Source organism: Waltera acetigignens, assembly GCF_025567015.1.
GTDB lineage: Bacteria > Bacillota > Clostridia > Lachnospirales > Lachnospiraceae > Acetatifactor > Acetatifactor acetigignens.
In genome coordinates, this window is record NZ_JAOQJO010000011.1 from 39,277 (window position 1) to 59,827 (window position 20,551).

General features: G+C 45.9%; 18 protein-coding genes and 1 pseudogene. 17 read left to right on the forward strand and 2 right to left on the reverse strand.

Going from position 1 to position 20,551, the window contains the following annotated elements:
- Positions 1–117: 117 nt before the first annotated feature.
- On the reverse strand, positions 118–315 hold the full coding sequence (locus OCV96_RS11180; protein WP_117465775.1) for an alpha/beta-type small acid-soluble spore protein: 198 nt from the start codon (positions 313–315) through the stop codon (positions 118–120).
- A 497-nt stretch (positions 316–812) separates the two neighbouring features.
- Positions 813–1,038 (reverse strand): annotated as a pseudogene (locus OCV96_RS19630) (hypothetical protein).
- 25 nt (positions 1,039–1,063) lie between these two features.
- Here OCV96_RS19630 and OCV96_RS11190 point away from each other — a divergent pair.
- From OCV96_RS11190 to OCV96_RS11270, 17 genes are all read left to right on the forward strand, one after another.
- The gene (locus OCV96_RS11190) at positions 1,064–2,179 is read left to right on the forward strand and encodes an ABC transporter substrate-binding protein (protein ID WP_262594540.1); all 1,116 of its coding nucleotides are present in this window, start codon (positions 1,064–1,066) and stop codon (positions 2,177–2,179) included.
- Positions 2,166–3,524 (forward strand): ATP-binding cassette domain-containing protein, encoded by a 1,359-nt coding sequence (locus tag OCV96_RS11195; RefSeq protein ID WP_262594541.1) that lies wholly within the window; start codon positions 2,166–2,168, stop codon positions 3,522–3,524. Before OCV96_RS11190 ends, OCV96_RS11195 begins: the two co-directional genes overlap by 14 nt.
- Positions 3,525–3,546: 22 nt before the next feature.
- On the forward strand, positions 3,547–3,825 hold the full coding sequence (locus OCV96_RS11200; protein ID WP_022312586.1) for a TM1266 family iron-only hydrogenase system putative regulator: 279 nt from the start codon (positions 3,547–3,549) through the stop codon (positions 3,823–3,825).
- A 92-nt stretch (positions 3,826–3,917) separates the two neighbouring features.
- Positions 3,918–5,267 carry a trigger factor gene (tig, locus tag OCV96_RS11205; protein ID WP_117568915.1) on the forward strand — a complete coding sequence of 450 codons (1,350 nt, stop codon included), beginning with the start codon at positions 3,918–3,920 and terminating at the stop codon, positions 5,265–5,267.
- Positions 5,268–5,435: 168 nt separating this feature from the next.
- The gene (gene clpP, locus OCV96_RS11210) at positions 5,436–6,023 is read left to right on the forward strand and encodes an ATP-dependent Clp endopeptidase proteolytic subunit ClpP (RefSeq protein ID WP_022154669.1); all 588 of its coding nucleotides are present in this window, start codon (positions 5,436–5,438) and stop codon (positions 6,021–6,023) included.
- 161 nt (positions 6,024–6,184) lie between these two features.
- Positions 6,185–7,447, forward strand: coding sequence for an ATP-dependent Clp protease ATP-binding subunit ClpX (gene clpX / locus OCV96_RS11215; protein ID WP_022312584.1), 1,263 nt, complete (start codon positions 6,185–6,187; stop codon positions 7,445–7,447).
- A gap of 93 nt (positions 7,448–7,540) precedes the next feature.
- Positions 7,541–8,146 (forward strand): ribosome biogenesis GTP-binding protein YihA/YsxC, encoded by a 606-nt coding sequence (yihA, locus tag OCV96_RS11220; RefSeq protein WP_118730941.1) that lies wholly within the window; start codon positions 7,541–7,543, stop codon positions 8,144–8,146.
- A gap of 55 nt (positions 8,147–8,201) precedes the next feature.
- The gene (gene ytvI, locus OCV96_RS11225) at positions 8,202–9,485 is read left to right on the forward strand and encodes a sporulation integral membrane protein YtvI (RefSeq protein WP_227733728.1); all 1,284 of its coding nucleotides are present in this window, start codon (positions 8,202–8,204) and stop codon (positions 9,483–9,485) included.
- A complete protein-coding gene (gene truA, locus OCV96_RS11230; RefSeq protein WP_262594543.1) occupies positions 9,482–10,222 on the forward strand; it encodes a tRNA pseudouridine(38-40) synthase TruA in 741 nt (246 codons plus the stop codon). Before ytvI ends, truA begins: the two co-directional genes overlap by 4 nt.
- Positions 10,223–10,559: 337 nt before the next feature.
- The gene (locus OCV96_RS11235) at positions 10,560–11,258 is read left to right on the forward strand and encodes a response regulator transcription factor (RefSeq protein ID WP_262594544.1); all 699 of its coding nucleotides are present in this window, start codon (positions 10,560–10,562) and stop codon (positions 11,256–11,258) included.
- Between the two features lie 142 nt (positions 11,259–11,400).
- The gene (locus tag OCV96_RS11240) at positions 11,401–12,231 is read left to right on the forward strand and encodes a TraX family protein (RefSeq protein WP_227061745.1); all 831 of its coding nucleotides are present in this window, start codon (positions 11,401–11,403) and stop codon (positions 12,229–12,231) included.
- 72 nt (positions 12,232–12,303) lie between these two features.
- Positions 12,304–13,122 (forward strand): ABC transporter ATP-binding protein, encoded by an 819-nt coding sequence (locus tag OCV96_RS11245; protein ID WP_227061747.1) that lies wholly within the window; start codon positions 12,304–12,306, stop codon positions 13,120–13,122.
- Positions 13,112–14,293, forward strand: a complete 1,182-nt coding sequence (locus OCV96_RS11250) for an ABC transporter permease (protein ID WP_227061749.1) — start codon at positions 13,112–13,114, stop codon at positions 14,291–14,293. The genes OCV96_RS11245 and OCV96_RS11250 overlap by 11 nt, the downstream gene beginning before the upstream one ends.
- Positions 14,294–14,419: 126 nt before the next feature.
- A complete protein-coding gene (locus OCV96_RS11255) occupies positions 14,420–16,690 on the forward strand; it encodes a helix-turn-helix domain-containing protein (RefSeq protein ID WP_262594547.1) in 2,271 nt (756 codons plus the stop codon).
- 197 nt (positions 16,691–16,887) lie between these two features.
- Positions 16,888–18,612 (forward strand): extracellular solute-binding protein, encoded by a 1,725-nt coding sequence (locus OCV96_RS11260; protein WP_227733724.1) that lies wholly within the window; start codon positions 16,888–16,890, stop codon positions 18,610–18,612.
- Between the two features lie 80 nt (positions 18,613–18,692).
- Entirely contained in the window at positions 18,693–19,640 is a 948-nt protein-coding gene (locus OCV96_RS11265) for an ABC transporter permease (protein WP_119623899.1), read from the forward strand.
- 13 nt (positions 19,641–19,653) lie between these two features.
- Complete coding sequence (locus tag OCV96_RS11270) at positions 19,654–20,541, forward strand: carbohydrate ABC transporter permease (RefSeq protein ID WP_117465786.1); 888 nt, start codon at positions 19,654–19,656, stop codon at positions 20,539–20,541.
- Positions 20,542–20,551 lie beyond the last annotated feature (10 nt).

A 20,551-nucleotide genomic window follows, 5' to 3' on the forward strand; every position in this document is an offset into this window, starting at 1 on the left:
TCGAGAGTGCGAAGCACGGAGAAGCGCGTGATTCACCAAAGATACTGACACAGTAAGAAGCTGTACAGAGAATATCTCTGTACAGCTTCTTTTGGGTTCTGTCGATTCCGGCAGAGCTTATTTCATCTGCTCTTCCTGCTTCTTGATCATACGACGGACCATCTCACCGCCGATGCTTCCTGCTTCCTTAGAAGTAAGGTCGCCGTTGTAACCCTCTTTCAGGTTAACACCCAGCTCAGATGCTACCTCAGTCTTGAAACGGTCCATTGCAGCCTTTGCTTCGGGAACTTCTACTCTATTGGTTTTACTTGCCATTTCGTTCACCTCCGTTTGGATTTGGGTTTTCTTGTTTCAGATAAGCGCTTTTTGTGATCACTTATCTTGGTATTAGTATGAGCATCGGCTTTTTTTTCATGCTGGTAAGTTTTTCATTTTTATGTTACACTCAAACAGCAACGAAGGATACGGAGACCGGAAAGCGTGACCAACGATCCACTGACCGGAATCCCACAGAAGTGACTGACCTTTGAAGCTACGTCGTAACTGCGGAAGCTGAGAAGAGAAGGTGTTTTTTTGTTGTCAAAATGTAACTATTCAGAACCCCTTCGAATAAGAAGGCTGATACTTCATGCTTGCATGCAAGTAGCAGTTTTCTTATTCGCAAGGTGACTTGAATAGAGTCACTGCCCCGTACATGAGCAAAATTAGCTGCCTTGCAGCGAGAAAGCACGATTTATCGTGCGGTTTTGCGAATGCTGGGGTGGGCTGAATAGTTACATTGTAACTATTTTATGATGCCAGGGTCAAAAGGTCTAAGCCCACATGAGCTTGCTCATAGGTGGGTGAAAGACCTTAGGACCCGCCCCGATATGAGCATAAAAGTGGGATGATAATCCCACGATATGCGAATATTGGGTAGGGTGCTATGTGCCAGTGGCACATGTCTAGCACGGACCGAAGCGGAGCGGAGACGTGGGAGTGCGTAGCACGGAACAATCCGTAGGCATCAAAGTCGGGGGCTTTTGACCCCGACATCATTTTATGACAGAAAGGCGAAAAAACAATGAAAAAGAAAACAAAAATCACAAAAACTCTGGCACTTGCATTGACTCTTGGACTGTTGTGCAGCGGTCTTGCCGGATGCGGACAGGCACAGAGTGTGGAAACAGTGTCGGAAGATCTGGCAGAGGAGAGCGTACAGCCCACTGAAACGGTGGAGAGTACGGAAACCGTTGCAGAAGGCACAGAAGCCACAGCAGAAAATACGGAGACCGCGGATGGCACGCTGGTACGTGTGGCATCCTTAAAGGGACCGACCTCATTAGGACTTTTATTTTTAATGAATAAAGCAGACAAGGGTGAGACTGCCAATACCTATGAATTCCAGATGGCTACTGGTGCAGATGAGATCCTGCCGCTGATGGTAAAGGGAGATCTGGACATTGCACTGGTACCCGCCAATGTGGCAAGCGTTCTCTATCATAAGACACAGGGCGGTGTGGAAGTCATTGATATCAATACTCTGGGTGTACTTTATATGGTATCCGGAGAAGACGGTCTGACAAACTTTACCGATCTAAAGGGTAAGACCATTTATCTGACTGGAAAAGGAACCACACCGGACTATGTATTGCAGTACCTGCTGACAGCAAATGGTATGTCTGCGGATGACGTGATACTGGAGTATAAATCCGAAGCAACAGAGGTGGCATCTGTACTGGCAGAAGATCCCACAGCCATCGGCCTGTTGCCCCAGCCGTTTGTTACCGCAGCCTGCATGCAGAATGATGCACTGAAGGTGATCTTCGATTTAAACGAAGAGTGGAATAAGGTACAGGGAGAGGACGGCAGCAGCATGGTCACCGGTGTAACGGTGGTTCGCAAGGAATTCCTCGAGGAGAACGAAGAAGCAGTGAAATCCTTTATGGAAGATCATAAGGCAAGTGCGGAAGACATCAATGCAGACCCTGCCACCGGTGCTGCACTGGCAGTGGAAGCCCAGATCGTAGCCAAAGAGCCCATTGCTCAGAAAGCAATTCCGAACTGCAACATTACCTATATTGACAAAGCTGAAATGAAGCAGGCACTTTCCGGATACCTTGACGTACTGTTCCACCAGGATTCCCTGTCCATAGGTGGCGGACTTCCGGAATCCGATTTCTATTATGATGCAGAATAAGGGTAAAATATACGTTAAAAAATTTATAATACTGTTGTTCTGGCTGGGAGTATGGCAGATTCTGGCAATGTGTGTGGACAATTTCCTGCTGGTGGTGACACCTTTGCAGGCATTGCGGGCACTGCTTACTCTGGCCGGGCAGGTGGAGTTCTGGCGGAGTGCCTTTGATTCGCTGTGGCGGATCGCCTTCGGCTTTTTGCTGGGGGCGGTATTGGCACTTCTTCTGGCGGCCATCAGCTACCGTTATCCGCTGGCGGAAGAAGTCCTGCGTCCTTTCATGGTATTCTGCAAGGCAGTACCGGTAGCGGTATTTGCAGTGCTTTTGCTGATCTGGTGGGGTTCTTCCATGCTGGCGGTGGCTATCTGTTTTCTGGTAGTATTTCCGAATATTTACCTGAATACGCTGGAAGGACTAAAGAGCGCGGACAGAGGGCTGTTAGAGATGGCGGAGGTATTCCGCCTTCCCCTTGGTACTCAGTTCTTCTACATTTACCGTCCGGCGTTAAAGCCTTTTTTGCTCAGCGCGTTTCAGCTATCTCTGGGAATGTGCTGGAAGTCCGGAGTGGCGGCGGAAGTGATTGGCACTCCCAGTCATTCCATCGGTGGAGCACTGTATCTGGCGAAGATTTATCTGGATACGGCGGATCTGTTTGCCTGGACAGCGGTGATCGTAGTACTCAGTGTATTTTTTGAAAAAATAATATTCTACGGGATTGAAGCCTTTTTCCGGTGGGAGCCTGCCTGTAAGGATCCCTCCATGCCACAGAAAATCGCTGGCAGAGAACAGCGCACCCTGTGTGTAAGGAATCTTGGAAAAAGTTTTCACAATCAATGGATCTTCCGACATGTGGATCACGAATTTCACAGCGGGGAACCGTATGTACTGGATAACCCTTCCGGCAGTGGCAAGACCACTTTTTTCCGGTGTCTGTGCGGACTGGAGCGGCCGGAGGAGGGAGAAGTGTCGGAAATGGATGCTTTTGCCATGCAATTCCAGGAGGATCGTTTGTGTGAAGACTGTAGTGCCGTGAAAAATCTGGAAATGATCCTGGGAGATGCTTCACAGGCGAGAACGGCATTGACGCAGTTGTTGCCGGAAGAAGCGTTGGATCAGCCCTGCCACGAACTATCGGGAGGCATGAAACGGAGAGTGTCTCTGGTACGGGCCATGGAGGCGGGAGCGCAGTGTGTTCTGCTGGATGAGCCTTTTACCGGACTGGATGAAGAAAACCGCAAAAAGGCCGAAGATTATATCCGGAGGAAGACGAGAGGCCGGATCGTGATGATAGCTACTCATATCAGAACCGGAGAAGAATTTTCGGAAATGACGCAGATGCAGATATAGAAACCACAGGAGGAAGACCGATATGGAAAAAGGTACGGAAAATACAAGAGTGACCCTGATCGGCATTATTGTGGAGGATCCGGAGGCGGCGATAAGGATCAACGGACTTTTACACGAATATGGGGAATATATCATCGGCAGAATGGGGATACCTTATCATGAAAAGCAGATGAACATCATCAGTGTGGTCATGGATGCCCCCCAGGAAAAAGTCAGTGCCTTGTCGGGGAAGCTGGGAATGATCCCCGGAGTCAGCACGAAGTGTCTGTATGCCCCGGACGCGCAAAAAGCCCCAAAATAAAAAGGTTGTCAATTCCTCCAACTTATGCTATAATTGCAAAATGACTGCGACTGGATACAGACCCGCAAGGGTATAAAGGAGGAAATGTTATAATGAGTTTACAGGTTGAAAAGTTAGAGAAAAACATGGCCAAGCTGACCATCGAAGTATCTGCTGAAGAACTGGAGAAGGCAATCGAAGGTGCTTACCAGAAGAATAAGAACAAGATCAGCATTCCCGGTTTCCGTAAGGGCAAAGCTCCCCGTAAGATGATCGAGCAGATGTACGGCAAGTCCGTATTCTATGAGGATGCAGCAAACGCACTGATTCCCGATGCTTACGATAAGGCTCTGGAAGAGTGTGAGGAGCAGATCGTATCTTCTCCGAAGATCGATGTGACCCAGTTAGAGGCCGGCAAGCCTTTCATCTTTACCGCAGAGGTTGCTCTGAAGCCTGAAGTTACTCTTGGCAAATACAAGGGTGTGAAGGTTGACAAGATCGACGTTAAGGTAAGCGATGAGGATATCGATGCTGAGATCAATAGAGAGCGTGAGAGCAATGCCAGAACCATCAGCGTGGAAGACCGTGCTGTTAAGGACGGCGATATGACCGTTATCGATTTCGAAGGTTTTGTAGACGGTGTTGCATTTGAGGGCGGCAAGGGTGAGAACTATCCCCTGACCATCGGTTCCGGTTCCTTCATTCCCGGTTTTGAAGAGGCACTGGTTGGTGCTGAACTGAACAAGGAGACCGAAGTAAACGTAACCTTCCCTGAGGATTATCATGCAACCGAGCTGGCAGGCAAGCCTGCAGTATTCAAGTGCACCGTTAAGGAGATCAAGGAGAAGCAGCTTCCTGATCTGGATGACGAGTTCGCAAGCGAGGTATCCGATTTCGATACTATGGCTGAGTATAGAGAAGATGTACAGAAGAAGCTGACTTCCAAGAAGGAAGAGGAAGCTAAGATTGCCAAGGAAGAGGCAGTTCTGGATGCAGTGATCGCAGACGCTCAGATGGAGATCCCCGATGCTATGTTAGAGACCCAGCAGAGACAGCTGTTAGAGAACTTTGCACAGAGAATCCAGGCACAGGGAATCACTCTGGAGCAGTACATGCAGTTCACCGGTCTGACCGCTCAGACCATGATGGAGCAGCTGAAGCCCGAAGCACTGAAGAGAATCCAGTCCCGTCTGGTTCTGGAAGCTGTAGCAGCTGCTGAGAAGATGGAAGCTACCGAGGAAGACTTCGAAGCTGAAGTTAAGAGCATGGCAGAAGCTTACCAGATGGAAGCTGACAAGGTAAAAGAGCTTCTGGGTGAGCAGGGCGCTAAGCAGGTGAAGGAAGATATCTGCGTAAGAAAGGCAGCTGATTTCATCGTAGACAACGCTAAGGAAGCAAAGGCTGCAGCCAAGAAGACCACCAAGAAGGAAAAGGCAGCAGAAGAGAAGCCCGAAGAAGCATAATATATGCTTTAAGATACGATAGAAAGAGAAAGCGGATTCCCACATCCGCAGGGAGGTGGGGATACGCTTTCTTTTAAATTTTTATTAAATCTTCGGAATCTCGTTGAAAAAGCCTGATAAGTAGGATACGATAGTAATATTAATCAGAAGCAATGGAGGTTTTAGAATATGAGTTTAGTACCTTACGTCATTGAACAGACCAGCAAAGGTGAGCGGTCTTATGATATTTATTCCAGACTGTTGAAGGACAGAATCATTTTTCTGGGAGAGGAAGTCAATGAGACTTCTGCCAGCATCATTGTAGCACAGCTGCTGTTCCTGGAAGCAGAGGATCCGGATAAGGATATCCATTTGTATATCAACAGCCCGGGCGGAAGCGTTACTGCAGGTATGGCAATTTATGATACCATGAAATATATCAAGTGCGATGTGTCCACCGTATGTATTGGTATGGCAGCCAGCATGGGAGCTTTCCTTTTAGCAGGCGGTGCCAAGGGCAAGCGTTTTGCACTGCCCAATGCAGAAATTATGATTCATCAGCCACTGGGTGGAACACAGGGTCAGGCTACCGAGATTGAGATCGCAGCAAAGCATATTCTTCGTACCAAGGAGAAGTTGAACCGTATGCTGGCTGAGAACACCGGCAAGGATTATGAGACCATCTGCGCAGACACCGAGAGAGATAACTGGAAAAGCGCTGAGGAAGCTTGTGAGTATGGTCTGATCGATAAGGTGATCACCTTCCACGAGGCATAGTGTAAAAAATATGCTTGATAGCATATTTTTTACACAGCTATTTGTGCCGCATACGGCACAAAGTAGCTTTTATCGCAGAGCCAAATCTGAAATTTGGCTCGCGTTTCCTACGACGCAAAAGCGGCGTCTTCGGAAGGAGATAAAATAACAGGAGTATAATAATGGCAGGAAAAAATTCCGGAAATGACATCAGATGTTCATTTTGTAACAAGACCCAGAGTCAGGTCCGCAAGCTGATCGCGGGACCTGCCGGGGTATATATCTGTGATGAGTGCGTAGACATCTGCGCAGACATCCTGGAGGAAGAACTGGAAGATGAAGAAGTGGAAGAGACTGCGAGTCCCGACATTAACCTTCTGAAACCCAAGGAGATCAAGAACTTCCTGGATGAATACGTCATCGGACAGGAGGAGGCCAAAAAAGTCCTCTCCGTTGCGGTGTACAATCATTACAAAAGAGTAACGGCTCCCAAGGATCTGAATGATGTGGAGCTGCAAAAGAGTAATATTATCATGGTAGGCCCTACCGGTTCCGGTAAGACTTACCTGGCCCAGACACTGGCCAAGATCATCAATGTACCGTTTGCCATAGCGGATGCCACCACACTGACCGAAGCGGGTTATGTAGGTGAGGATGTGGAGAACATCCTGTTAAAGCTGATCCAGGCGGCAGATTATGATGTAGAGCGTGCACAGTACGGTATCGTATATATTGACGAGATCGATAAGATCACGAAAAAGAGCGAGAATGTATCCATTACCCGTGATGTATCCGGAGAAGGTGTACAGCAGGCTCTGTTAAAAATCATCGAGGGTACTGTGGCAAGCGTACCTCCCCAGGGAGGCAGAAAGCATCCTCATCAGGAGCTGATTCAGATCGATACCACCAACATTCTGTTTATCTGCGGCGGTGCTTTCGATGGACTGGAGAAGATCGTAGAGTCCAGACTGGATCGTAAGGCCATCGGTTTCAATACGGAGCTGGGCAGAAGAGAGGATAAGGATATCAGCGAACTGCTGCAGGAAGTAACTCCTCATGATCTGGTGAAGTTCGGTCTGATCCCCGAGTTCGTAGGACGTGTGCCTATCTGTGTCTCCTTAAGAGGACTGGACAGAGAAGCACTGATCCGTATTCTTCAAGAGCCGAAGAACGCTCTGGTAAAACAGTACCAGAAGCTGTTCCAGATGGATAACGTAGAATTGAGTTTTGAGCAGGATGCCATCGAGGCTATTGCTGACAAGGCACTGGAACGCAAGACCGGAGCCAGAGGCTTACGCTCCATTATGGAATCCGTAATGATGGATACCATGTATGAAATTCCTTCGGATGACACCATCGAAGAATGTGTTGTCACCAAGGCGGCAGTGGATGGAGAGAGCGAGCCCCTCACCATACATGATGAATCTCTGAAAAAGGCAAAATAATCCGGGCGCTGCCTTGTGGTCACACAGGGCAGCGTTTTGTGCAAAAAAGTACAAACCTAAGATGCGCAAAAGCAGCGCAGGAATGGAGTTTTTATGATCATAAAGAATGTAAGTCTGGAAACGGTCTGTGGTATTACCAGCAAGCTTCCGGAAAATATACATCCCGAAGTGGCATTCGCCGGGAAAAGTAATGTCGGCAAATCCTCTCTGATCAACGGATTGATGAACCGTAAGTCTCTGGCCAGGACCAGTTCCCAGCCGGGCAAGACACAGACCATCAATTATTACAACATTAACGATGAAATCTACTTTGTAGATCTGCCTGGCTACGGCTATGCACAGGCCAATGAGCATGTGAAAGCCCAGTGGGGTAAGATGATCGAAGATTATCTGCATAAATCCAAACAGCTGAAGCTGGTATTTCTGCTGATCGATATCCGGCATGCTCCCTCAGAGAACGACCGGATCATGTATGACTGGATCCGTCGCAATGGCTACGATCCCATCATCATTGCCACCAAGCTGGACAAGATCAACCGCAGTCAGATACAGAAGCAGGTGAAGCTGATCCGCACCACCTTGCAGGCCGGAGCGGATACACAGATCGTACCTTATTCCGCACAGACGAAACAGGGAAGGGAAGAAATCTACGAGATCCTGGACGGTATCTTGGCTGCAGAGGATCCTGCACAGGAATAGACCGTAGGAATGGTGAATGAGTGTAGAGACATAATGCGTGAGAGAGTGAGAGTATATGAAGAAATATTGTAAAGCCTTAGTGAATCTGGGTGTGGCATTTATTATATTGCTGTTGATCGTTTTCCTGGTGCCGAAGCTGTTAGTATTCTTTGCACCGTTTGTAGCAGGCTGGATCATAGCGTTGATCGCCAGTCCCCTGGTGCGTTTTTTTGAGGAAAAGGTAAAGATCAAGCGAAAAGCGGGAAGTGCATTTGTCATTGTGGCGGTCATCGCACTGGTGATATTGATCCTCTATCTGGTAGGGGCGAAGTTAACCGATGAGATCATGGGATTGATCGGTGCACTGCCGGATATCTGGGACAGTGCGGAGAATGATTTTGCCGATATCGGGCAGAACCTGAGCGTTATCTATAACCGTTTTCCCGTGGATGTACAGCAGAGCATCATGGATGTCATCAATCAGATCGGAAGCTATGTGGGAGATCTGCTGGGGAAGATCGGCACCCCTACGATCAATGCCGTGGGCAATTTTGCCAAGCAGGTTCCTTCGATCCTGATCGGACTGATCATGGCACTGCTTTCTTCCTATTTCTTCGTAGCGGAGAGAGACCAGCTAGCAACATGGTTCCGTAATCATACACCGGCGGAAGTACTGTCCTGGTATTATATGCTGAAGCGCGGACTGGTCAAAGCAGTAGGCGGATATCTTAAGGCACAGCTTAAGATCGAAGTGTGGATGTATCTGTTATTAGTCATCGGATTTGCTATTCTGCAGGTAGATTATGCGTTGTTGATCGCACTGGGAATCGCATTTCTGGATTTCCTGCCTTTTTTTGGAACCGGAACTGTTATGGTCCCCTGGGCAATTATCAAAATCTTAAGTTCTGATTATAAAATGGCCATAGGACTGCTGATCATCTGGGGCATCGGACAGCTGGCGCGTCAGCTGATCCAGCCGAAGATCGTGGGAGATTCCGTGGGAATGCCGCCTCTGCCGACCCTGTTCCTCCTGTACATAGGATATAAGCTGGGCGGTGTCGTAGGAATGATCGTGGCAGTGCCCATTGGTCTGATCGCTCTGACCATGTATCAGGAGGGCGCTTTACAGACGACTAAGGACAGCGTGAAGATTCTGACAGCCGGGATCAATCATTTCCGTAGACTGAAGTCGGAGGATATGGATGAAGTGCGGCAGATGCAGGAGAGAGACCGGAGGCTGAGCGAGGAACTGGCCAGACAGGCAGCAGAGGAAGAGGCTCAAAAAGAAGCCCAAAAGGAAGCTCGAAAAGAAGCTCAAAAAGAAGCTTCTGCGAAAAAACAGAAAGAAAAGAAATCATGAGAAATATCAGACTACGACTGCAATATGAAGGAACCAGATATCAGGGATGGCAGAAACAGACATCCACAGACAATACGATTCAGGGAAAAATGGAAGTTCTTTTGACGAAAATGTGCGGGGAGCCTGTGGAGATCGCAGCCAGCGGCAGAACGGATGCAGGAGTGCATGCGTTGGGACAGGTGGCGAATTTCCATACGGAATCTGACATGAGTACAGAAGAGATCATGGCCTATTGTAACCGGTATCTGCCAGAGGACATTGCGGTGGTGGAGGTGTCGGAGGCGGCACCGAGATTTCACAGCAGGCTGAATGCCACAGGGAAAAGATACCGCTACCGCATCATCAACAGTCAGGTTCCCAATGTATTCTGGCGGCGCTATGCACTGGAAGAACCGGAAAACCTGAATCTGGATGCCATGCGGGAAGCAGCGGAACTTTTGCTGGGGGAACATGATTTCAAGGCATTTACTTCTGCCAAAAAGAGTAAGAAATCCACGATCCGCAGAATCGATGAAATCCGGATCGAACAGATTGAAGACCGGATAGAATTTGTATTTACGGGTAACGGATTTTTGCATCATATGATCCGTATTCTCATGGGAACCCTCCTCGAGGTCGGAAAGGGAATCCGGACACCGGAGAGTGTGACGGATGTACTGGAGTCTGGAGACAGAGCGAAAGCGGGAGCGCTGGTACCGGCCAAAGGACTGGTACTGGAAGAAGTTTTTTACACCTGAAAAATAAAAATACTGCAACTTTTTGCCCTACAATTGCGTCTATGTAGTTGTAGGGTTTCGTTTTGCCATGAAATCGTAAATAAGCTGCGTGAGTGCTTGCACGCAAAGCAGTGTATTTACGATTCCATGAGCGAAGCGTCTTATTCATGAAATAAAAGATGAGCCGCGGTAGCGGCGTCGGCTGCGAAGCAGACGCTTTTATGAATGGATAAGAGCAAAACGAAATGTTTATAGAATTTTAATAATTATGTTGCAGAAAATATGCATTGACAGGATACGATAAACGTAGATAAGGCGGAGGGGTCTTTTCCGATACGAAAGGTGTAAGGTGTGGAGCATGGAAAAAAGGGTTGCAGTATACAATAATAATACGGGTGTGATAGAGACAATGAGTTCCCTTCTCGCAGGAGAAGGCTTAAAAATGGTGGCAGTGACGGGGAGAGCACAGTTACAAGAATTACTGCGTGCACAGGAGATCCAGCTTCTGCTGCTGGATGTGGAACTGGATGGCAAAGGTTGGGGAGAGGGGATTGAGATGATTCATGATATCCGGAATATGACCACGATCCCCATTATCATCATTTCCGCACAGGATGCGGAGACTGCCAAGATCATGGCACTGAATGCCGGGGCAGATGATTATGTGACAGTGGGATATAATCCGCTGGAGCTGTTAGCCAGAGTGAAATCCCAGCTTCGCAGATATACACAGCTGGTCAATCTGTGCGAAAGTATTGATAGTATTTACCGCGTGGATGGACTGGAGATCAACGACAGGAACCGCACAGTGACGGTAGAGGGACGGGAAGTGAAGATGACTCCCATCGAGTATAAGATTTTAAGGCTCCTAGTGCAGGAGCGCGGCAAGGTACTGTCCATCAGCCAGATCTACGAATCCATCTGGCATATGCAGGCTATCGGAGCGGATAATACTATTGCGGTGCATATCCGCCACATCCGTGAGAAGATCGAGAGCAATCCCAAGGAGCCCAGATACCTGAAGGTGGTATGGGGAACCGGATATAAGGTAGGATGAAAAAAGATTGTTAATAAGTGTGTCCTCTGCGTCAGCAGGGGACATTTTTGTAGGAGTCTGACAAATGGGTTGCTTGACAAAGCAGAACAAATACATTATTGTACTAATTAAATAATACAAAAACCGAGGATGGAATATAAGGATGCAGACAGAAGTAATATCGGAAGGGAAAATACAGGAAAAACGTGGAATCAGCAGTGCAGTGCTGAAAAATATCGCGGTAGTGACTATGTTGATCGATCACATCGGGGCTGTGATTGTGACAAGGCTGTTGATCCGGAACGGGCTGTATGAAGCTATGGCGAATCAGGAGGCCTATACTGCCTGGATGGGGCAGAACGGCCGAATGTACGGCATCTACATGGCAATGCGTATCATCGGCAGATTTGCGTTCCCCATTTACTGTTTTTTACTGGTAGAGGGATTTCAAAAGACCCACAATGTGAAAAAGTATCTGGGCAGGATGTTTTTATTTGCACTGATTTCAGAGGTACCCTTTGATCTGGCATTCAGCGGCAAGGCATGGTATCCGGCATATCAAAATGTATTTTTTACATTGTTATTGGGGCTGCTGGTGATCGCGGGACTTCATCTGGTGGAACAGCATTTTGTGGGTACAACGGTTGGAAAAACGATTCTGCGCGTGGGACTGAATGCCGTTATTATTCTGACAGGATGTGTACTGGGCTTGGTTCTTAAGACGGATTATGATTTTAAGGGGATTTTGGCAATCACTGTACTTTATCTGTTCCGTAACCGAAAGAAAGCACAGATGTGGGCCGGTGTCATCATTTTTTTATTGATGGACAGCCTGGAGATGTTTGCAGCACTTTCCTTTATTCTGATCTGGTTCTACAACGGAACGAGAGGGCGGCAGAATAAATATTTCTTTTACTTATTCTATCCTGCGCATCTGCTGCTCTTGTGGCTGGTATGTGTGGCAATGGGAATTGCGGGAATTCCTGCAATCTGACGAACCGCAGGATGCTCTGTAAATAGTAAAGTGGAAGACGGGGAAGACAGTGACATGGAGGATATGGCGTATATGGAAGAGAAAAAATGGGAGACAGGGGACAGCGAAGAGTTGATCCGTGTACAGGAGATCAGCAAGACATTTCATCTGTCTGCAAAACAACGAAAAATGGAGCACAGTGCATCGAAGACCAAAACAGCGGTGGATCAAGTGAGCTTTTGCGTAAAAAGGGGGGAAGTGTTCGGACTTTTGGGACCTAACGGTGCCGGTAAGACCACAACGCTTCGGATGCTGGCAACGCTGATCCGGCCGGACAGCGGGGATGCGGTGTTATCCGGCAGCAGCGTAGTGACACAGCCGGAGGAGGTACGGCGCAAGATCGGCTTCCTTACCAGTGAACTGAAGCTGGAGGATTTTTTTACCCCGGATTATCTGTATGACTTTTTCTCTGAATTGTACGGTATTCCGACAGACAGACGGGACGCCAGAAAACGCATGCTGTTTGCACGGTTCGGCATTCAGGAGTTTGCACAGGTGCGCGTCAGGGATTTGTCCACGGGAATGAAGCAGAAGGTATCCCTGGTGATCTCACTGGTGCAGGATCCGGAGATCATAATTTTCGATGAGCCCACCAATGGGCTGGATATTCTCACAGCGAAGGTGGTGACGGATTTCCTGCTGGATCTGAGGGAGCAGGGGAAGACCATCATTGTATCCACCCATATCTTTAGTCTGGTGGAGAAGATCTGTGACCGTGTGGGGATTATTATTAATGGGCAGATGACGGTTTGTGAAAATCTGCAGACACTCTGTGGAGAGAAGAGTCTGGAGGATCGTTTTTTTGAGATCTATGAAGCGGTAAGTGGGGAGGAAACGGACCATGACAAATAATACGATCACAGTAATGAAAAAAGAGCTGGCCAGATTTTTCGGAGACAGAAGACTGGTGATCACCACACTGCTGCTTCCCGGAATTATGATTTATGTGGTGTACAGCTTTTTGGGCAGTGTCATGATGAAGACCATGCTTCCGGAAGATACTTATGTGGCGAAGGCTTATGTGGTGGACATGCCGGATTCCGTAAGAGAAGAGATGCGGGAACTGCGGGTGGACTGGCAGCAGGCGGACAGAGAGCAGCTGACGGAGATACGGCAGGAGATCCAGGAGAAACAGGTGGATGGTCTGGTGGTATTTCCGGCGGATTTTGATACAGTGGTGGAAAACTACCAGGTCAGTAGTGGGGAATCTGCGCCCAATGTAGAAATTTATTACAATTCCGCGGAACCGGAATCCGCTCATTTTTACAATGAGGTATCGGAGGTGCTGGAGCAGTATGAGACTTCCTTAGCTAATAAACTGGATATCAATGCCGGAGATTCGGTATACTATGACTGTGCCACCAGCAAAGATACTACGGGGCAGATGTTTTCCATGATGATGCCGTTGTTGCTTATGATGTTTTTGTACAGTGGATGTATGTCTGTGGCACCGGAGTCCATTGCTGGGGAAAAGGAGCGGGGTACCATAGCGACATTACTGGTGACACCCATGAAGAGAAGTTCCCTGGCTCTGGGAAAAGTGTTTTCCTTAAGTATCATAGCGCTTCTGGCAGGCTGTTCCAGTTTTATCGGAACTTTTGCGGCATTGCCGAAAATGATGGGCGGAGAACTGACCGGCGTGGATTCCTCGGTGTACGTACCTATGGATTATGCGATGCTGCTTCTGATCATTCTGTCAACGGTAATGGTGCTGGTATCCATGATCGCACTGGTCTCCGCTTTTGCCAAAAGTGTGAAAGAGGCAGCTACAACAGTGTCTCCGTTTACCATTGTGGTGACATTTATCGGATTGAGCCCCATGCTCAGTCAGGGAAAGGAGATCCCGCTATACCGGTATCTGATCCCGGTATACAACAGTGTGCAGTGTATGAACGGCATTTTTTCCTTTAGTTATCAGCCGGCAGAAATTATCGTGACGGTGATCGTAAATCTGTGCGCGGCGGGAGTGCTGGTATTCGGACTGACCAGAGCGTTCCAGAGTGAGAAAATTATATATTCATGATGACAATGCAGCAAATGCGTAATATAATGTACGTGTTTGCTGTTTTTTTGCAGATAAGTACATTTTATGTTCGAAAGTCCGGATATTTTTTGGACCATGAGAAAAATGAGGAGCATAACCATACGAATGACACGACAGAAATTAAAACGTTTTCATGTGAAGAGAATATACTCTACATTGCTGCTTTCTTATGGTGCGCTGTTGGCTGCACCGTTTATAGCAGTATTTTTGCTACTTTCATTTTGGAAAAATAGTACAGAGAACTATTACAGTGAAATTATGAAAAATGACTTAACGGAAGGCCGCATGGCATTTGAAAAGCAACTGGATATTATGTGTGCAGGAGCTTTTTCTGTATCAAACGACAGTGATTTAAAGTGGGTCTATTTTCTGGACGGATTGAAGGATGGGGACAATAATATCGCAGCATTAATCAGATGCAATGACATGCTTCGCCAGACCTTTGCGGATTCAGAGCACTATCAGAATTACAGTGTGATTATGAAAAATGAATTGATATTTCGAAAAAGCGGGATGGTAGTTGGGGATAAGTTTTTTTATGACAATTATTGCACTTATCAAAATACGGATTTTGAGACCTGGAGAAAACAGAGTTTCGAGTCGAATACGTGGCAGCTGTTTCCGTTGGAAGAAATAGATACAGGGGAGAGAACATTTCAGGCAATGACATTTTCCTACCCTGTGCGGAATTATATTCAACAGGAGCCGGAAGCAAATGCTGTAGTACAATTTTTGCTTTCAAAAGAAAATCTAGAGCAAATGTTTGGACAACTGTTGAGCCGACAAGGAGGAATTCTGATTTATGATGCAGAGGACAGACTGCTTGCAAGTCTGGGGAAAATCAATGCGGATGGTGATGATCCGGAGAACACGGATCTGTTTCTAAGTGAAGCAACAGGGGAAGATATCCGGCAAATAAAATGGAATGGAACAGATTGTCTGGTGGTAAATCAGACATCGGAAGAAAATGGAATGCATTTTGCGGCCGTTCTTCCGATGGCGGTAGTAATGCAGGATTTTCAAAGAATTCGTAGAGCAGCATGGTTGATTCTTTTCACAGGGGCAGTACTGGAAATTGGCCTTGGGTGTTGTTTTGCATTAAGGTACAGCAAACCGATTCATAACCTGATTGACAATATGCAGGGATTTTTTATGCTGGAAGACAGAGAAATTCATAAAACGGAAAATATTTCAGAGTATGAATATCTGGAGAAGGGAGTTCATGCCCTGTTGGATGATTATCAGTCTTTGAATGCGATGCTACAGGAAAAGACCGTGAAAGAGAGAAGAAATTTTCTGACATTACTAATGAACGGAGAATTTGACACAGAACTTAATATTATAGAGGAAGCTGCCCATGCCGGAATCCGGTTAGTGCAGAAGGATTACTATGCACTGGTGTTTGGCAGTGAGGAGGGAGAAAAACTGTTGTCAGCGGCAAAAAAATGTGCGGAGACGGAAACAGAACAGATATGGTATCCGGTAGATCCGACCCATGTAGCATTGCTGCAATATTGTACAGAGGAAAATCCTATGGAACCTCTGCTTGTAGGAGAGCAGACAGCAGAGAAACTGAAACAGCTTGGAGCGGAGGAGGTTTATGTCGGAATCGGCAGCTGTTATACAGAAAAGCGAGAAATTGTATTTTCTTATCAACAGGCGTTATATTGCTCTGATAAGGGAAAAATAGAAAAACAGAATGTAGTGGAATACAGCAGAGAGCTGTGGAAAAGGAATATGCCTTGGTATCCGCTGGAAATGGAAGAAAAATTACAGGTTGCTACAAAAAACGGTAATTCAGAGCAGGTAAAAGAAATTTTTATAAAAATAAGAGAAGAAAATCTGGGAAAAATACATCTGTCGGCTAATGGAGGGAAAGTCGTTATATCGGGAATCACCTCTACTTTGATAAGAATGTGTAATAATATGGCAGAAAGTATGGAAACGGAGCAGCTGCTGGAAAAAGTACAGACGGAACAGTCGTTTCCCAAAGCATTGGAAGTATTGGAAACACAGTTCCTGCGTCTATGCGAAGAAAATTATCACAGCAGGAGCAGAAAGAGCGAGATATACTATCAGAAACTGGAAGAATATCTGGAGAAAAATTATGGCAATCCATCTCTGGGCGTCCCCATGGTGGCAGAAGAGTTTGGACTATCAGAAAACTATTTTTCTATCTTTTTCAAGGAGACGATGGGAAAATCTTTTAGCAGCTATTTGGAAAAATTAAGACTGGAAAAGGCAAAAAAATTAATTGCCGAAGGAAAATGGGATATGGAGACCATTGCTCAGATGGTGGGTTACGGAAGCAGCGCAACCTTCCGACGGGCCTTTAAACGTGCCTACGGGATAGCACCTTCGGCATGGAAAGAATAAAAATCTAAGAAAATGCGCGGTACCTAAGAAAGTGTACGGCGCATTTTCTTAGATTTTGTACGTTGCATCAGGAATTTCAAGTTGTTGTTTCAGTGCTCGGCCTGTATTGTGAAATGCGTAAGGCAGCCACAGTACAAATACAAAAAATCAAATCGGTAAGCTGTGGGCTGAGCAAAAAAAGAAGGCGAGGGCACAAAATGAAGAAGAAAAAAATTGTAGCACTTTTAACAGCATGCATGCTTATGACAGGAATGTTTACCGGGTGCGGATCATCCCAACAGGCAGCAGGATCATCAGGAGCAGAAGCAGGTCAGACACAAACAGGGGATAATTCATTGTTTAATGAACCGGGACAACTTCCCATTGTAAATGAGCCCGTGACTCTGACGGTGTTTGCACCTGCAAATCCGGATGGCAGCTGGGAAGATAATGAAATGGTAAAAGAACTTGAAGAGACAACGGGAATCCATTTGGAGTGGCAGACCTGTGCGGCTTCAGATAATGTACAGGAAAAGCTGAGCACCATGTTCGCTTCGGGAGATCTTCCGGATATTATTTTAACTGGTGTAGGCAGTAGTAACCGCTATGACAAAGCAACAGAACAGGCGCTGGGAGAGCAGGGACTGATTTTACCTTTAAACGATTATCTGGACACTGTTTCAGTAGGTTATAAGCAGGCACTGGATGAAATAGAGGGGCTGAGAGACTATATAACAACTCCGAACGGTAATATTTATTCTTTACCGAATGTAGATGGATCCCTGCATGTACAATACAATATGAAATTGTGGATCAATACGCAGTGGCTGGATAATCTGGGATTAGAGATGCCGACAACTACGGAAGAGTTTTATCAGGTCATGAAAGCTTTTAAGGAGCAGGATGCCAATGGCAATGGAGATCTCAATGACGAAATTCCTTTGTCAACAGTGACTTCCGGAGCGGGTACACAGATTGATGGATTTCTAATGAATCCGTTCCAACTGACTTCTGAGACAAATAAATTGTATTTAGATAACGGAAAAGTGACGTTTGCGCCGGTTCAGGAAGGCTACAAAGAAGGCCTGAAATATTTAAAACAGCTGTATAGTGAAGGATTATTAAACCCAGAATCTTTTACGCAGGATAAGAATAATCAGGTAAACATAAATGAAGCAGGGGATGAATGTGTCATCGGAGCATTTCTGGCCCAGAGACCGGGATATGCCTGTGATCTGACGACAGAACCGTATTCCGATAAATGGCAGCAGTATCAGTCACTGGCACCTTTGACAGGACCGAGTGGTCAATGCGTGGCATCCTGGAATCCTTATGTTATGTTCCAGACAGGTATGACATTTATTTCGAGCAGCTGCAGTAATCCCGAAGCAGCATTCCGTCTGCTGGATTATATTGAGACGCAGACATACAGAGCTATTCTTGGAAAAGAAGGTGTGAATTATGTCATGCTGGATGATGATACGACAGAAGTAGGCATGGATGGTGTGACAAAAGCACTCTATAAGAAACTGGATGCTTCCACAGCCAATGTAACTTTGAATCAGGTTACGGCATTGGTGCGTACACCGGATTTCCTGCTTGCAGAAGCCACGAACCCGGATCCGTATGCGGAGGATGTTAAGCCGGTCAATGGTCGAAATGTGGTTATTTACAGAGCGTCTCTTGAACATGAAAAGGTGCGACAGTCCAGAGAGTCGGTAATGCCGGATTTATATATGAGCCAGGAAGACTCCAGCGAAATGTCTTTGCTTAAGACCAATGTTATGGATGTTCAGAAAGAATATATGGTGCAGTTTATTACCGGAGCAAAGGATATTGATGCAGAATGGGATGGCTATATCAGTGCCCTGAATAATGTAGGACTGGAGAGATATTTGGAGTTATTACAGAAGGCATATGATGAATCTTCTTTTGCAAAATAGGAGATCGGGAAAGCCTTTTGAAACATTTGCAAGGGGGACTGCATTAAGGCAGCCCTCCTTTTATAGAAAGAAGGAAGAAAATGAAGCCTAAGAAAACAATTCGTCCGGAACATAAAAAACAGCATGCAAAAAATACAATACGAAGCATAAAAAGGCATTGGCAGTTATATCTGATCGTAGCACTGCCTCTGGTTTATCTGATCGTTTTTAAATATATGCCTATTATTGGATCGCAGATCGCATTCCGGGATTACAATTTCAAAGGAGGTATCTGGCACAGCCCGTTTGTAGGACTTAAGTATTTCAAGATGTTTTTCCAGTCACCACAGTTCTGGAGACTGATGGGTAATACATTGGGCTTGTCTGTGTACGGTATTGTATTGGGAGTTTTTCCACCGATCATTCTTGCGATTGCATTGAACTATGTCAGAGTGCGATGGTTCGGAAAGACGGTACAGATGGTAACGTATATGCCTTATTTTATTTCTACCGTTTTGATCGTAGGTATTCTGTCACAGATGTTATCTCTGACGGGTCCGGTGAATCACCTGATCGAGAATCTGGGAGGACAGGCCATTCATTTTATGGGAGAGCCTAAATTGTTCAAAACATTATATGTTTTCTCTGATGTATGGCAGAAAACGGGTTACAATGCCGTGATTTATATCTCTGCGCTTGCTGCGGTAGACCAGGAATTACATGAGGCAGCAACCGTGGACGGTGCGAATATCTGGCAAAGAATCAGATATATTGACATTCCCAGTATCATGCCGACAGCAGTAATTCTGTTGATCATGTCCTGTGGGCATATTTTGACAATAGGATATGAAAAAGTACTGCTCTTGCAAAATGATTTAAACATGGCAACTTCAGACATTATCTCAACGTATGTTTATCGTATCGGTCTGAGCGGAATGCAGTATAGCTATTCGACAGCGATTGGTATATTCCAGTCAGTGGTATCTCTGATATTATTGCTGGTTGTAAACAAAATAGCGGATAAGGTTGCCGATACCAGTCTGATATAGGGAGGAACATAAGATGAAAAGAAAAGTTATGAGCAAAAGTAATCGTATATTTTATATAGTAAATACTGTGCTCCTGATGATATGTCTTCTGTTGGTAGCGATGCCAATTCTCAATGTGGTAGCTTCGTCTTTGTCTTCGCCAAGCGCTGTCATAAGAGGACAGGTATCTTTCTGGCCGAAGGGATGGAATATTGATGCATATGAGGAGATATTTTCCAACAGGTCTCTTCTGACCGGTTATAAAAATTCCATTATATATACTATAGTGGGAACATGCGTAAATATTGTATTGACAATTATGGCGGCATATCCATTGTCCGTAAAGGATTTTATTGGAAGAAAGGTGATCAGCGCTCTGTTTATTTTCGTTATGATCTTCACAGCACCGTTGATTCCTACTTATCTGAATGTCAAAAACCTCGGACTGCTGGATAGTATGTGGGCATTGATCTTACCGGGAGCAATTTCGGTATATAACATGATCATTGCAAGAACCTATTTCCAGAACAGCATTCCGGGAGAAATGTTGGAATCTGCAAGACTGGATGGATGCGATGATATCCGGGTTCTGGTTAATATGGTATTACCGTTGTCAAAATCTATTTTGGCAGTATTGGTACTTTATTATGCCATTGCTCATTGGAATTCCTATTTTGATGCATTTATTTATTTGTCTTCAGAGAATAAATTTACACTGCAGGTAGTCCTGCGTAATATCATGAATTCGGTAGCAGCTTTGGAGGAAATGGCAACTACGGCAGAACAAAGTATGCGTGCAGCGAACATTGAAGTATTAAAATATGCTATTATTGTATTTGGTAGTATTCCACTGATTATTTTATATCCTTTTGTACAGAAACATTTTGTAAAGGGTGTTATGATCGGTTCAGTAAAAGGATAAGGAGTATTTG